The sequence below is a fragment of the Streptosporangium sp. NPDC004379 genome (assembly GCF_042873875.1).
Classification (GTDB): domain Bacteria; phylum Actinomycetota; class Actinomycetes; order Streptosporangiales; family Streptosporangiaceae; genus Streptosporangium.
The window spans coordinates 167,825-182,223 of record NZ_JBIAMC010000012.1; the positions used below are offsets into that span (position 1 = coordinate 167,825).

The 14,399-nt window shown below is 73.1% G+C and carries 13 protein-coding genes and 1 pseudogene; 9 read left to right on the top strand and 5 right to left on the bottom strand.

Annotated features, from left to right (window positions below; translation table 11 throughout):
* Positions 1-17: 17 nt before the first annotated feature.
* Positions 18-182 carry a 50S ribosomal protein L33 gene (gene rpmG / locus ACFYSC_RS25230; RefSeq protein ID WP_355638788.1) on the bottom strand — a complete coding sequence of 55 codons (165 nt, stop codon included), beginning with the start codon at positions 180-182 and terminating at the stop codon, positions 18-20.
* Between the two features lie 203 nt (positions 183-385).
* Between rpmG and ACFYSC_RS25235 the strand changes: the two genes are divergently transcribed.
* From ACFYSC_RS25235 to ACFYSC_RS25255, 5 genes are all read left to right on the top strand, one after another.
* Complete coding sequence (locus ACFYSC_RS25235; RefSeq protein ID WP_389966256.1) at positions 386-928, top strand: GNAT family N-acetyltransferase; 543 nt, start codon at positions 386-388, stop codon at positions 926-928.
* Between the two features lie 159 nt (positions 929-1,087).
* Positions 1,088-1,666, top strand: a complete 579-nt coding sequence (locus tag ACFYSC_RS25240) for a toxin-antitoxin system HicB family antitoxin (protein ID WP_389966259.1) — start codon at positions 1,088-1,090, stop codon at positions 1,664-1,666.
* Positions 1,667-1,830: 164 nt separating this feature from the next.
* The gene (locus ACFYSC_RS25245) at positions 1,831-2,736 is read left to right on the top strand and encodes a DUF4097 domain-containing protein (protein WP_389966262.1); all 906 of its coding nucleotides are present in this window, start codon (positions 1,831-1,833) and stop codon (positions 2,734-2,736) included.
* 62 nt (positions 2,737-2,798) lie between these two features.
* Positions 2,799-3,008 carry a hypothetical protein gene (locus tag ACFYSC_RS25250; RefSeq protein ID WP_389966265.1) on the top strand — a complete coding sequence of 70 codons (210 nt, stop codon included), beginning with the start codon at positions 2,799-2,801 and terminating at the stop codon, positions 3,006-3,008.
* Between the two features lie 294 nt (positions 3,009-3,302).
* Positions 3,303-5,693, top strand: a complete 2,391-nt coding sequence (locus ACFYSC_RS25255; protein WP_389966268.1) for a Tex family protein — start codon at positions 3,303-3,305, stop codon at positions 5,691-5,693.
* Positions 5,694-5,932: 239 nt separating this feature from the next.
* On the opposite strand, the gene ACFYSC_RS25260 is transcribed toward ACFYSC_RS25255, so the two are convergent.
* Positions 5,933-6,265: a YnfA family protein gene (locus ACFYSC_RS25260; RefSeq protein WP_389966271.1), complete on the bottom strand. Its 333-nt coding sequence runs from the start codon at positions 6,263-6,265 to the stop codon at positions 5,933-5,935.
* A gap of 88 nt (positions 6,266-6,353) precedes the next feature.
* Positions 6,354-6,890 (bottom strand): annotated as a pseudogene (locus ACFYSC_RS25265) (DUF998 domain-containing protein); the annotation flags it as partial.
* A 473-nt stretch (positions 6,891-7,363) separates the two neighbouring features.
* Here ACFYSC_RS25265 and ACFYSC_RS25270 point away from each other — a divergent pair.
* The 4 genes from ACFYSC_RS25270 to ACFYSC_RS25285 all read left to right on the top strand — a co-directional run bounded on the left by ACFYSC_RS25270 (position 7,364) and on the right by ACFYSC_RS25285 (position 11,813).
* Positions 7,364-7,726 (top strand): MerR family transcriptional regulator, encoded by a 363-nt coding sequence (locus ACFYSC_RS25270; RefSeq protein ID WP_389966274.1) that lies wholly within the window; start codon positions 7,364-7,366, stop codon positions 7,724-7,726.
* Positions 7,723-8,700, top strand: a complete 978-nt coding sequence (locus ACFYSC_RS25275; RefSeq protein ID WP_389966277.1) for an aldo/keto reductase — start codon at positions 7,723-7,725, stop codon at positions 8,698-8,700. The genes ACFYSC_RS25270 and ACFYSC_RS25275 overlap by 4 nt, the downstream gene beginning before the upstream one ends.
* A gap of 112 nt (positions 8,701-8,812) precedes the next feature.
* Entirely contained in the window at positions 8,813-9,775 is a 963-nt protein-coding gene (locus ACFYSC_RS25280; RefSeq protein WP_389966280.1) for a sensor histidine kinase, read from the top strand.
* 277 nt (positions 9,776-10,052) lie between these two features.
* Positions 10,053-11,813 carry a 5'-nucleotidase C-terminal domain-containing protein gene (locus tag ACFYSC_RS25285; protein WP_389966283.1) on the top strand — a complete coding sequence of 587 codons (1,761 nt, stop codon included), beginning with the start codon at positions 10,053-10,055 and terminating at the stop codon, positions 11,811-11,813.
* A gap of 46 nt (positions 11,814-11,859) precedes the next feature.
* On the opposite strand, the gene ACFYSC_RS25290 is transcribed toward ACFYSC_RS25285, so the two are convergent.
* Together ACFYSC_RS25290 and ACFYSC_RS25295 are read right to left on the bottom strand one after the other, a co-directional pair.
* Positions 11,860-12,864, bottom strand: coding sequence for a phosphotransferase enzyme family protein (locus ACFYSC_RS25290; RefSeq protein WP_389966286.1), 1,005 nt, complete (start codon positions 12,862-12,864; stop codon positions 11,860-11,862).
* Positions 12,864-14,306, bottom strand: coding sequence for an XRE family transcriptional regulator (locus ACFYSC_RS25295; RefSeq protein ID WP_389966289.1), 1,443 nt, complete (start codon positions 14,304-14,306; stop codon positions 12,864-12,866). Before ACFYSC_RS25295 ends, ACFYSC_RS25290 begins: the two co-directional genes overlap by 1 nt.
* Positions 14,307-14,399 lie beyond the last annotated feature (93 nt).

Genomic DNA, 14,399 nt, shown 5'->3' on the forward strand with positions numbered 1-14,399 from the left:
AGCCGCGGAACGGGGCCTCAGCGGTCCTCGCGGAACTCCACGTGCCGCCGGGCGATCGGGTCGTACTTGGCGAGCGTGAGCCGGTCGGGGGAGTTCCGCCGGTTCTTGCGCGTCACGTAGGTGTAGCCGGTGCCCGCGGTCGAGCGCAGCTTGATCACGGGACGGAGCTCGTTTCCAGCCATGGCCCTCTCCTCTTCCGGCCGATCTCTCCGACCGACCCCTCCGGTCGATCTCTCCGACCGACGGGACGCACAACACGACGACAACGATTTCCATTCCTTTCAAGTGAGGGCTTTTCGCTCCGCCTCCGGCCCGACAACCGGATAACCGGTTGAGGAGCGGGATCGCGACTGCTAGACATGCCGAGATTCCGATGAGAGCGAGCATGAGGAGCGGATCCGTGCTGACCGGAGAACTGGTGCGGCTGCGGCCGATGGAGCCGTCCGAGGCGGAACACCTGTGGCGCTGGAACAGCGACCCGGAGGTGATGCGCTGGATGGACGAGGGCTACCCGCAGACGCTCGCCCAGGTCGCCCGGCGCTGCGAGGACCGCCCGGTCAACTCCTACGACGACGTCCTCCTCGGAGTCGAGACCCTCGACGGGGGCCGCCTCATCGGGCTCGTCCGTCTGAGCGACGCCCAGCCGGAGATCGGCCGTGCCACATTCGACGTCTACATCGGCGAGAAGGACTGCTGGGGGCGCGGCTACGCCACCGATGCCACCCGGGAGATGTGCCGGTACGGCTTCGGCAGGATGCGGCTGCACTCGATCGAGCTGAGCGTGGTCACCGAGAACGTCTCCGCGATCCACGTCTACGAGAAGGTCGGGTTCGTCAGGGAGGGCCGGCTCCGTGAGGTGTTCCGCCGCGACGGCCGGTGGTACGACATGTTCCTGATGAGCATGCTGGAGGGCGAACTGCGCGACTGACCCGTCCCGGTACGACACCGAACGGAGATCCGTACGACCGGACGTGCCCGCGGGGTGAAGCCGTCGACATCATCTTGACGTCATATGACATCAAGTGAACGCCATGAATGACGTCATTTCGCTTGACATGACGTCACCTGTGGCGTCATAGTGATACCCATGGACGTCACGCCCTTCGTCGAGAATCTCCGCCGCGCACTGGCCGCTTCGGCGGCGGTCGCCGACGCCGAGACCCGGGCCGCCGTGGAGAACCTCACCACCTCGCTCGACTCCGCCGTCAGGCTCACCCTCATCGAGGTGCTGTCGGCGGCGGCCGACGAGGTCACCCGCGAACTCGCGCCCGGCTCGGTCGAGGTGCGGATCCGCAACCGCGAACCCGAGTTCGTGGTGACACCGCCGGACTTCGGGGAGGCCGCGGACTTCGCGCCACCGCCCGGGGCGCCCGGAACGTTCACGCCGCCCGGCGCCCCGTACCCGCCGGGGCCGCCCGGCCTCCCCGTGCCGCCCTTCCCCCCGGCCCCGCCGTCGCCCCCGCCGCCGGCGGGCGAGGAGGGCACGGCCAGGATGACCCTGCGCCTGCCCGAGTCGCTCAAGAGCCGCATCGAGGAGGCGGCCGGCGCCGAGGGCGTGTCGGTCAACGCGTGGCTGGTCCGCGTGCTGTCCACCGCCCTGCGGGACGGCCCGCCGGAGCCGCGCTCCCGCGGGGGCGGCAAGCGCCTCAGCGGCTGGGCGCGCTGAGACGCCCGTACCCGCCCGCCCGCGCCTGAGCCGCGGGCACCCACGTCCCGGGCCTTCCGGCCCCCGCGCCCGTCCGTCCGCGCCTGAGCCGCAGGCACCCACCCCCGGGCATTCCGGCCCCCACACCGTTCCTGGTCCTCCGCCCCCGAAAGGGAGATCTCGCCATGCCCTCGTTCCCCTCCCCCGAACCCGTCACCCTGCGGGTCAAGCTGCCCGCCGGCCTCCTGGAGGTCACCGCCGCCCCACGTGAGGACGCCGTCGTCGAGGTCCGGCCCTCCCGCTCCTCAAGCTCCGCCGACGCCGAGGCCGCGAGCGGGACCCGCGTCGAGCGGCTGGCCGACGGCACGATCCTGGTCGAGGCGCCCGAGCAGCGCACGATGCTGGGACGTCAGGCGCGCGTGGACGTGCTCGTCGCCCTTCCCGAGGGGTCGGCCGTCACCCTCCAGACCGCCTCCGCGGACATCCGGACCTCCGGCCCGCTGGGGGACGTCGCGGTCGGCTCGGCCTCCGGCGACGTCCGGATCGAGCACTGCGCCCGCCTTGAGGTCAGGACGGCGAGTGGTGACGTCACATGTGACGTCACCGGCGCCGAAGCCGGCGTCAGAACCTCCTCCGGTGACATCCGGCTGCCCGAGCTGCGCGGCGGGGCGGAGATCACCACCTCCAGCGGGCGCGTCGAACTGGGCGCCGTCAACGGTGACATCACCGTCAGGAGCGGCTCCGGCGACATCACCGTCGAGGCGGCCGGCGCGTCCTTCCGGACGATCAGCGCCTCCGGGGACGTCACGATCGGGACGGCCGGCGACCTCGTGGAGACCCGCACCTCCTCCGGTGACGTCGGGATCGGGGCGGTCACCCGCGGCCGGGTGTCGGTCAACAGCGTGTCGGGCGACGTCAGGATCGGCGTCGCCGACGGGGTCAGCGCCTGGCTCGACGTCTCCACGATCTCCGGCGACCTCCGTTCCGGCCTGGAGGAGGCGGAACGGCCCGGTGACGAGGCCCCGCGAGCCGAGATCCGCGTCAAGACCGTGAGCGGTGACATCTCCCTGGTGCGCACCCCCCACCCGTAGGACCCGCGCCCGGATCCCACCGTGCCCCCCGCAGCCCCCGCAGCCCCCGGAAGGGAAGAGCCGTGAACAACGATTTCCAGATCACCGCCCTGTACCGGACGACGCACGCCGAGGCGATCGCCGAAGCCGAGCTCTCGCGCCTGACCCCCCGGCGTCCCGGTCCCGCCCGCCGGTGGACCGCCCGCGCCATGCGCCGGCTCGCCGACCGGATCAGCCCCGAGCCCACCGGAGTACGCCCCGGCCCCGCCCGCCACCGCCCGACCACCATCTGACCACCGCCTGACCACCGTTCGTCATCGCCCGGCCCCGCCCGGCCCCGCCCGGCCCCGCCCGGCCCCGCCCGGCCCCGTCCGCCATCGCGCGACCACCGTCCGGTCCCGTCCCACCGCCGCGCGACCACCGTCCGGTCCCGTCCCGCCGCCGCCTCCCGCCCCTCACCCCGTTCCCGGACCCCGGGGCACCGATCTCCCCCGGATCTCACCCGGACCCTGTCGGGGTCGCGCGGTAACTTTGGGGCTGCCCACAGGGCCGCCCGCCCCGGCTGCCCGTCCGAGGAAAGAGAGATCGTGACCACGTCAATTCATCAGCGGATCGCCGACGAGCTGGGTGTGCGCGAGCGGCAGGTACAGGCGGCCGTGGAGTTGCTCGACGGCGGCTCCACGGTTCCGTTCATCGCCCGTTACCGCAAGGAGGTCACGGGAGCGCTCGACGACACGCAGCTGCGCACGCTGGAGGAGCGGCTGCGTTACCTGCGGGAGCTGGAGGACCGGCGGGCCGCGATCCTGGAGTCGATCCGTTCCCAGGGCAAGCTCGACGACGCCCTCGAGGCGCAGATCGCCGCGGCCGACTCCAAGGCCCGCCTGGAGGACATCTACCTCCCCTACAAGCCCAAGCGGCGGACCAAGGCGCAGATCGCCCGCGAGGCCGGTCTCGAACCGCTCGCCGACGGCCTGCTCGCCGACCCGTCCGTCGACCCGCAGGCCGCCGCCGCGGCCTTCGTCGGCGAGGGGGTGCCCGACGCCGCCGCCGCGCTGGACGGGGCGCGGGCGATCCTCGTCGAGCGGTTCGCCGAGGACGCCGACCTCGTCGGCGGGCTGCGCGAGCGGATGTGGAACAAGGGCCGTGTGGTCTCCGCGGTCCGCGAGGGCAAGGAGGAGCAGGGGGCGAAGTTCTCCGACTACTTCGACTTCGCCGAGCCGTTCACCAAGCTGCCCTCCCACCGGATCCTGGCGATGTTCCGCGGGGAGAAGGAGGAGATCCTCACCCTCACCCTGGAGCCCGAGCCGGAGCCCACCGGTTCCTACGAGGCGAGCATCGCGCACCGCTTCGGCGTCACCGACCGGGGCCGTCCGGCCGACAAGTGGCTTGCCGACACCGTCCGCTGGGCCTGGCGCACCCGTATCCTCGTCCACCTCGGCATCGACCTGCGGACCCGGCTGTGGCAGGCGGCCGAGGACGAGGCGGTGCGCGTGTTCGCCGCCAACCTCCGTGACCTGCTGCTCGCCGCGCCCGCCGGCACCCGCGCCACCATGGGCCTGGACCCTGGTCTGCGCACCGGTGTGAAGGTCGCGGTGGTCGACGCCACCGGCAAGGTGCTGGAGACCGCCACGATCTACCCGCACGAACCGCGCCGCCAGTGGGACCAGTCGCTCGCCACGCTGGCCGCGCTGGCGAAGAAGCACGACGTGGAGCTGGTATCGATCGGCAACGGCACCGCCTCCCGCGAGACCGACAAGCTCGCCGGCGATCTCGTGAAGCTGGTACCCGGGCTGACCAAGGTCATGGTGTCGGAGGCCGGCGCGTCCGTCTACTCCGCCTCCGCCTACGCCTCCCAGGAGCTGCCCGGCATGGACGTGTCGCTGCGCGGCGCGGTGTCGATCGCCCGGCGCCTCCAGGACCCGCTGGCCGAGCTGGTCAAGATCGATCCCAAGTCGATCGGCGTGGGCCAGTACCAGCACGACCTCGCCGAGACCAAACTGTCCCGTTCGCTCGACGCGGTCGTCGAGGACTGCGTGAACGCGGTGGGGGTCGACGTGAACACCGCCTCGGCGCCGCTGCTGGCGCGCGTGTCGGGCATCACGGCGGGCCTGGCCGACAACATCGTCGCCCACCGCGACGCGTCCGGCCCGTTCCGGTCGCGCCGGGCGCTCAAGGAGGTGCCCCGCCTCGGCCCCAAGGCGTTCGAGCAGTGCGCGGGCTTCCTGCGTATCCCGGACGGCGACGACCCCCTCGACTCCTCCAGCGTCCACCCCGAGGCGTACCCGGTGGTGCGCCGCATCCTGTCGGCCACCGGCGGCGGCATCCGCGAGCTGATCGGCAACGGCACGGCCCTGCGGTCGCTGCGGCCCCAGGACTTCGTCGACGACACCTTCGGCCTGCCGACCGTCACCGACATCCTGTCGGAGCTGGAGAAGCCCGGCCGCGACCCACGCCCGGCCTTCAAGACCGCGGCCTTCAAGGAGGGCGTGGAGAAGATCTCCGACCTCGAACCCGGAATGGTGCTGGAGGGCGTGGTCACCAACGTCGCCGCGTTCGGCGCGTTCGTCGACGTCGGCGTGCACCAGGACGGCCTGGTCCACGTCTCCGCGCTGTCGCACACCTTCGTCAGGGATCCGCGCGAGGTCGTCAGGCCCGGCGACATCGTCCGGGTGAAGGTGCTCGACGTCGACATCCCGCGTAAGCGCATCTCCCTGACCCTCCGCCTGGACGACGAGCCCGCCCGGGGCGGGGGCAGGCGCGACCAGGCCGACGGCGGTCGGCGCGGCGATCGGCAGGGTCAGGGGGGCCGGCAGGGCCAGGGCGGCCGGCAGCAGGGCCAGGGTGACCGCGGCCAGGGCGGCCGGCAGGGGCGAGGCGACCAGCAGGGGCGGGGTGACCGGCGGCGCGACGCGCCGGGCGGGGCGATGGCCGACGCGCTGCGCCGCGCCGGGCTCACCGGCCCCGGCGGCGACCGGTAGGCGCCGACGCGCCACACGGTACGGCCGCCGCCCACACGGGCGGCGGCCGTACCGCGGGTCAACGCCGTACCGCGGGTCAACGCCGTACCGCGGGTCAACGCCGAGCCACCGGTCGAGGCGGTGCCACCGGTCGGAGCCGTGCCGCCCGGTGGCCGCGTCCGCCGTCCGGACCCGGGCGGGCCAGGCGCCGGGCCCATCGTCCGGGCCCATCGTCCGGGCCCGCCGTCCGGGCCCGCCGGTCAGCCGCGCGGCGCGTACATGATCACGGCCATCCCGGCCAGGCAGATCAGCGCGCCCGCCACGTCCCAGCGGTCAGGCCGGAACCCGTCCATGACCATTCCCCAGACCAGCGAGCCCGCGACGAACACCCCGCCGTAGGCGGCGAGGATCCGGCCGAAGTCCTGCGCGGGCTGGAACGCCGCCGCGAAGCCGTACGCGCCGAGCGCGAGGACACCGCCCGCGATCCAGAGCGGCCCGCGTCCCTCGCGCACGCCCTGCCAGACCAGCCACGCGCCTCCGATCTCGGCGACCGCGGCGAGGGCGAACAGCGGCAGGGAGCGGAGGACGGTCATGGGTACGACGGTACCCGGCGGCGATCAACAGCCCGACCAGGGCCAGCACCGCCACCTCGAAGACCACGACCAGCCGCTGGGTCACCCCTCCGGGGATGTCGTCGCCCGCCAGGGGGATCCCGAGCATCCGCACCACGTACGGCAGGACCACCAGCACCAGCACGCTGAGGGACGCCAGGCTCAGCAGCCGCACCGGCCGGGCGTAGGGGCCCGCGGCGTGCCGTCTGGAGAGGATCAGGCCCGCCACCGGCATGGCGAGGAAGGCCGCGAACGCCGCGTAGCGGTGGATGCCCCCGGACATCGACAGCGGCAGGCCGGGCGCGTCCGTGGGGAAGACGCCGATCAGCAGCATGCACAGGCCCCAGGCTCCGACCAGCAGTGCGGCCCCGCGGTCCGCGGTGCGCCGGGCCAGCGCGATCCCGAAGGCCGCGGCGCCGGCGGCGAAGAACGCGAGGGACACGGGCAGCAGCCACCCGTCGGGGGCGAACGCGTACTCGCTGATCAGCGTGTGCACCGGATCCAGCCCCGTGGCCACGTGCAGCCCCACCATCGACGCGGCTCCCGCGCCGATCGCCGCGTAACCGCCGCGGATCATCCCTGTTCCGGAGAAAACCTGACTCGCCATGACTCAAAAATGGCGTCCGACCAGGGGCTCGGAGTATTGGAGATGATCCCCAGGCGCCCCTGAGCCGTCCCCGATGCGCACCGGCCCGGGGTGGGGCCCGCCCTTCGGGGACGCCCCGCATGCGACGTCCCTGAGCTGCGCGGAAACCGCCGGGGGTAGGGCTTTCCCCCTCAGGGTCGGTCCCCCGGGACGCCTCCGGAGCGGAAAGCCCCCTCGCGGGACGCCTACCGCAACCGGCGCCCGCCGCCGGGACCGGCACCCGTCGCCGAAGACCTCCGGCCCCGGCGCCGGGACGCCTCCGGGACCGGTTCCGGAACGCCTCCGGGACCGGTTCCGGAACGCCTCCGGGACCGGGTTCCCGTTCGCGGGACGCGTCCCCGGAGCCGCGTGTCCCGCCCGCCGGACCTCTCCGGACCGGGCGTCCCGGGGGGCCGCTTGACTTCGAGCGCGCTCTAAGGGGCAGGGTGAGACATATGGGGATCACCATCCAGGAGGCCTCGCGCCGCTCGGGGCTCAGCGCGCACACGCTGCGGTACTACGAGCGGATCGGGCTCATCCACGAGGTGGAGCGCGACCCGAGCGGGCACCGTGCCTACACGGAGACCGACCTGGCCTGGCTCGACTTCCTGACCAGGCTGCGCTCGACCGGTATGCCGATCGCGGACATGTGCCGCTACGCCGACCTGTCCCGCCGGGGCCCGGGGACCGCCGCCGAGCGGCGGCGGATGCTGGAGGTCCACCGGGAACGGGTCAGGACGCGGATCGCGCGGCTCACCGAGGACCTGGGGTCCCTCGACTACAAGATCGACCTGTACACCGCAATGGAGGCACGATGAACAGGCGCCGTCTCGGCCGGAACGGCCCCGAGGTCTCGGCCGTCGGACTGGGCTGCATGGGGATGTCGGAGTTCTACGGCGCGGCCGACGAGGCCGAGTCGATCGCGGTCGTCCACCGCGCCCTCGACCTGGGGGTGAACCTCCTGGACACCGCCGACATGTACGGCAGGGGGCACAACGAGGAGCTGGTGGGCCGGGCGATCGCCGGCCGCAGGGACGAGGTGGTGCTGGCCACCAAGTTCGGCATCGTCAGGAGCGACGACGTCAACGCCCACGGCGTCGACGGAAGCCCCGCCTACGTCAGGAAGGCCGCCGAGGCCTCCCTGAAGCGGCTGGGCGTGGACCACATCGACCTGTACTACCTGCACCGCCGCGATCCCGATGTGCCCATCGAGGAGACCGTGGGGGCGATGGCCGAACTGGTCGCCGAGGGCAAGGTCGGTCACCTCGGCCTGTCGGAGGTGGGCGCGGAGACGCTGCGCCGGGCGCACGCCACGCATCCGATCGCCGCCCTGCAGAGCGAGTACTCCCTGTTCACCCGTGACATCGAGGCGGAGATCCTGCCGGCCGCGCGGGAGCTGGGCATCGCCCTGGTGGCCTACTCCCCCATCAGCCGGGGCCTGCTGGGCGGCACCCTGCCGCCCGCCGGGGAGCTTCCCGACGACGACTTCCGCAAGCGCCACCCCCGGTTCACCGGGGAGAACGGGGCCCGCAACGAGGAGCTCGTGGCGAAGGTGCGCGGGATCGCCGAGGAGGCGGGCTGCACCCCGGCTCAGCTCGCCCTGGCCTGGCTGCTCACCCGGGGTGAGGACGTGATCCCGATCCCGGGCACCAAGCGGCTGCGCTACCTGGAGGAGAACGCGGCGGCGGCCGGCGTCACGCTGAACCCGGACCAGCTCGCCGCGCTGGAGGCGGCGGTGCCGGGCGGCGCCCGGGGTGAGCGGTACGTGAACATGTCGCTGATCGAGCGCTGACCGCACCGGGCCGGAGCACCGGGCCCCCATCCTCCGGGCGGCGCGAGAGTCGTGACTCCTATCAGTCTCACGGCGGATGCCGCGCGTCCGGGGCCCGCCCTACCCTCGCCCCATGAGCCTCCGCCTTCCCCCCACCGCGGCCGGCCGACTGCTCGCGCTGACGCTGGCGACGGCGGTCTGCGCCGCCGCCGGTGCGGGTCTCACCGTCGCGGGCCTCGCCGTACGGCGGCACCTGCGGATCGGCCGCCGCGCGCGGGAGCGCGGCGAGACGCTCGCCCGCGAACCGGTACGCGCGAAGCGCACCGTGAACGGCCGCGTGACGAACAGCCGCGTGACGAACGGCCGCGCCGTGAACGGCCGTACGGCGAACGCGCGGGCGGCCGGCGGCCTGACGGCGGGCGAACGGGCGGACGGCGAGTGGACGGCGAGTGAGGAGCGGGCGCGGATCGCCCGGGAGCTGCACGACGTCGTCGCGCACAACGTCAGCGCGATGGTCATGCAGGCGGGCGCCACGCGTCTGTCGCTCCGGCCAGATCAGGTCACCGAGCGCGAGGCGCTGCACGTGGTGGAGGAGACCGGCCGGGCCGCGGTGGAGGAGTTGCGCCGTACGCTGGGGCTGCTGCGCACCGGCGCCGAGGACGACGGGCTGGCGCCGCAGCCGACCCTCGCCCGCCTGGACGAGCTGATCGAGCGGATGCGCGCGGCGGGCCTCGACATACGGCTGAGCGTCGAAGGCGAGCCGAGCCCGCTGCCCCTGGGCCTGGACCTGTCGGCGTATCGGATCGTGCAGGCGGCGCTGGACAACACCCTGCGGCGCACGGGTCCCACCGCCGTCAGGGTTCGGATCGCCCACCGGCCCCGGGAGCTGGTCCTGGAGATCACCGACCGCGGCCCGTGTGACGGCCGCACCGGAGCGGCGGGCGGATCCGGATCCGGGCTGGCCGGTGTGCGGGAGCGGGTCGCGCTCTTCCACGGCAGCCTCTCCGCCGGCCCTGAGCCCGGTGGAGGGTACGGCGTGCGGGCGGCCTTCCCGCTGGCCGCCCACGCGGCCAGGCCGGACAGGGTCACGGGATAGGACGGCCTCTCACCCGGCCTCCCCGGTCAGGCCGTCAGGCCGGGCAGGACCACCGGCCCCTCCGCGGCCGGGCCGGACAGGGCCACGGAACAGGGCGGCCCGCTCTCACCGGTCCGGCCGGTTCGTCCCGGCGGAACCCACGGATCCACGGACCCCACGGACCCACGGGCCCACGAAAGGGACAAAGATCACCTAGGCGATAGAAACGCCTACATTCACCCTGTCCGTAAGGCCCCCGTGACCCTCCGGCAACCTGGGATGGTTACTGTCCCGTGACATGCACAGTAAGAAGCTCGCCGTCCTCGGCGTGGCCGGGCTGACCGCCCTGGCCATCCCCCCGTCGGTCGCACACGCCTCGGCCGGCAAGTCGGTGACGGTGACCGTGATGGGCACCTCCGACCTGCACGGGAACACCCTCAACTGGGACTACTTCAAGAACGCCGAGTTCGACGACGGCAAGGGCAACGACGTCGGCCTCGCCAAGGTCTCGACGATGGTCGGCAAGATCCGCGCCGAGCGCGGCGCCGACCACACCCTGCTGTTCGACTCCGGCGACACCATCCAGGGCACGCCGCTGGCCTACTACTACGCCAAGGTCGAGCCGATCACCCAGACCGGCGAGCTCCACCCCATGGCTCGCGCGATGAACGCCATCGGCTACGACGCGGTGACCCTGGGCAACCACGAGTTCAACTACGGCCTGCCGCTGCTGGCCACGTGGATCAAGCAGATGAAGGCCCCGGTGCTCGGCGCCAACGCCGTTGACGCCACCACCGGCAAGCCCGCCTACCAGCCGTTCGTCATCAAGACGATGAAGGTCAGGGGCGAGAAGCCGGTCCGCGTCGGTGTGCTCGGCCTGACCAACCCCGGCGTCGCGATCTGGGACAAGGGCAACGTCGAGGGCAGGCTGCGCTTCGACGACCTGGTCAAGACCGCCAGGAAGTGGGTGCCGGTCATCCGCGGCCTCGGCGCGGACGTGGTCGTGGTCACCGCGCACGCGGGCGACAGCGGCATGTCCTCCTACGGCGGCGACCTGCCGGTCGAGAACGCCGCCGCCCTGGTCGGCGAGGAGGTCCCGGGCGTGGACGCCGTGCTGTTCGGGCACGCCCACAACGAGGTGCCGCAGCGGTTCGTCACCAACAAGGCCACCGGCAGGCAGGTCCTGCTGACCGAGCCGGCCAAGTGGGGCCAGCGGCTCAGCGTGCTGGACTTCACGCTGACCAAGCAGAAGGGCCGGTGGACGGTCACCGGCAAGTCCTCCACCACGCTGAACACCAACACCGTCGCCGAGGACCCGAAGATCGTCGCGCTCATGAAGAAGCAGCACGACACCACGGTCGGGTACGTCAACAAGGAGGTGGCCACCTCCAAGGACGAGCTGCTGGCCGCCGAGTCCCCCTACAAGGACACCCCGATCCTGGACTACATCCAGAAGGTCCAGACCGAGACGGTGAAGAAGGCCGTCGCCGGAACGGCGGACGCGAACCTGCCGGTGCTGTCGATCGCCGCGCCGTTCAGCCGGACCGCGACGTTCCCCGCGGGACCGGTGAGCATCCGCGACATGGCGGGCCTGTACATCTACGACAACACGCTGATGGCCGTGAGGCTCACGGGCGCCCAGCTCAAGGACTACCTGGAGTACTCGGCGAAGTACTTCGCGCAGCTCGCCCCGGACGCCCCGGTCGACCTGGCCAAGCTGACCAACGCCGGCAACATCCCCGACTACAACTACGACCAGCTCTCCGGCGTCCGCTACGAGGTGGACATCGCCAAGCCGGTCGGCCGGCGGATCACCGGCCTGTCCTACGACGGGCAGCCCGTCGCGGCCGACCAGCGGTTCGTGGTCGCGATCAACAACTACCGCCAGTCGGGCGGCGGCGGCTTCCCGCACGTCTCGACCGCGCCGGTGGTCTACAACGCCCAGGTGGAGATCCGCCAGGCACTGATCGACTACGCCACGGAGACCAAGGTCATCGACTCCGCCGACTTCGCCGAGGCCAACTGGAGGCTGACCCGCGACGGCAAGCCGCTGTTCTAGGCCCCTCATCGAGGATCCCCGCACCCGGCGGGGCGCCCGGCCCGGCTCAGCCCCGGGAGGCGCTCCGCCGGGGCAGGACGGTGACGGGTTCCGCCATGTACCACCGGGTGAACCGCTCGCCGCGGGCCAGCGAGTCGAGCCTGCGGGGCAGTTCCCGGCGGGAGAAGGGGTCCGCGCCGGCGTTGCGGATGTGGATGCCCACGGCGTACATGTCGCGGACCTCCATCAGGGTGGCGTAGCCCGGCCACGACCGCAGGTCCCGGCCGTAGGCGAGGGCGAAGGCGTCCACGTCGGCGGCGGTGAGGCCGAAGCGGCGCTGTCCGTGGTAGGTGTGGACCAGGTCCCATTCGCACGGCCCGACCGCGACGCCGTCCCAGTCGCAGAGCACGACGTGCCCGTCGGTGCCGCGCAGGAGGTTGTCGATCCAGGCGTCGCCGTGCAGCAGCACCGGGGCGCCCTTCACCTCCAGGCCCGACCACCGCTCGGTCAGCTCGGCGATGCGGTCGCGCAGCCAGGTCCGCTGACCGGGGGTGAGCACGGCGGAGCGCTCCACCTCGGCGCGGATCCCGGCCAGCGGGTTGGCGAACCGTTTCACCGCCACCGGCGGCACCGGCAGCAGGTGCAGGGTGCGCAGGATCTCGCCCAGCTCGGTGGTGGTGGGGCGCTCGGCCGCCGCCGGGACGTAGTGCCAGAAGGTGACCACCCCGCCCTCGTGGACCACCGGCTGCTCGCAGATCGTGTCGGCCGGCCGTACCGCGGGGAAGCCCTGCTGGGCCAGCCACCGGGCCACCGCCAGGACCATCGGCAGGCGGGCCCGCGCGTCGGACGCGGTGGCGATCCGCACCACGATCTCCCCGCGCAGGTTGAAGACGGCGTTGCTGCGCACCCGCAGCAACTCGGCGCCCCGGTGGTCGATCCCCAGGCCCTCGCAGACGTCGCGCAGGACCGCGAACGCGTCCCGCGCCAGCGAGCCGCCCGGACCGCCTGAACCACCGGGACCGTTGGAACCACCCGAGCCGCCTGAACCACCCGGGCCGCCTGAGCCGCCCATCAGACGGCCCGCGCCGCGTCGTCGAGCAGGTCGGCCAGCCGGCGCGCCGGCGTCGTACGGTGCCGGGTCTGCGGCATCCCCGCCAGCACCGCCCGTGCCCGGTCGAGGACGATGGAGGTGCGGTGCTCCGCCGGCACCTGGAGGAGCGCCTTCTCCGCCAGCAGGCACGCCTCCTCGACCTCGCCGCCGCGGACGAGGTGCGCGGCCCGGTCGAGCAGGATGAGCACCGGGTCGATGGCGTAGGCGCCGGAGGGACCGGGCGTCCAGTCGACCTCCTCGCCCAGCTCGATCAGGGTGCCGATCCGGTAGAACTGCATCCGCCGTTCGGAGAAGCGGAAGGCCAGGTGGTCGTGGCCCTCGGGGGGCATCCTGGCGAAGATCCGCTCCGCTTCGGCGAGCGCGACCCGGGCGGCCCGGTGCTCGCCCAGCCTGGCGAGCGCGCGGGCCTCGGCCGCCGCGCCGAGGGCCGCGGGAGAGCTGGGCGCGCTGCCGGCCAGCGTCCGCGCCTCCCGGGCGAGCCGCACGGTCTCGGCGAGGTCGCCGTAGTAGTAGGGCAGCATGGCCTCCTGCGCCCGGACCAGGGCGCGCAGCCGCAGGTCGCCCGTGTCGTCGGAGGCGGTGCGGGCGGTGCCGTACCAGGTGTGGGCCTGGCGGGTGTCGCCGAGCTTCATCAGCGCGTCGGCCGCCAGCAGCGCGAGCATCACGGTGGCGTTGAGCAGGCGCCGCTGGGCCATGGCGGGCTGCCGGGCCCCGACGAGGGTCCGCACGTCGGACAGTTCCAGCATCAGCCGGTAGAGCATGGGCAGCGGGGCGCTGGTGACGTATTCGCGCCGGTAGCGCAGCACCTGCTCGTCGAGGCGGTCGAGCTGCTCCTCGGAGACGGTGGCCGCGACGAGCGTGCGGTCGAGGTCCTGGCGGATCCGCTCGACCTCGGCGAGCAGGCGCCCGTTCAGCGGCAGGCGTCCGCCGAGCAGCGCGTGGTGGAACAGCGCGCGGCGCTCCATGCCGTCGTCGCCGCCGGCCTCCTCCTGGGTCTGGTACGGCGTGCGGCCGTCCCCCGCCGCGACCACCACGACCCTGGCCCCGCCGCCGTCGTCCTCGCAGTAGTCACCGGCCAGGCCGAGCCGTACGGCGTTGGCCCGGTACAGCCGCGCCAGCAGGTCGATGGTCTGCGGCCGCGGCCGGGCCCGGTGGTTCTCCCACGCGTTGAGCAGGTCGATGCTGGCCCGCGCCTCGCCCAGGTCGTGGCGCTCGCACAGCTCCTCCAGCTCCTCGACCGCCTGCCGGGCCGACCATCCCCGGGCCAGCCGGTGCGCCTTGAGCAGGCTCACCCCGCAGCAGCCGTGGACGGCCTGCGCCGTCTGCCAATGGGTCCATCGCCTCGCCTGCGCCTGCTCGCGCCAGCGCCGCGCGCACGCGGGCGGGTGCTCTCCTCGGGCCACGGCGCCCTCCCCGGTCGCTGTTCACCCATCACGGACGGGGGCGCACCACAGCGTGAGCGCTCCCGCGCGTCGCTTTCCCGTTATCGTGCTTTC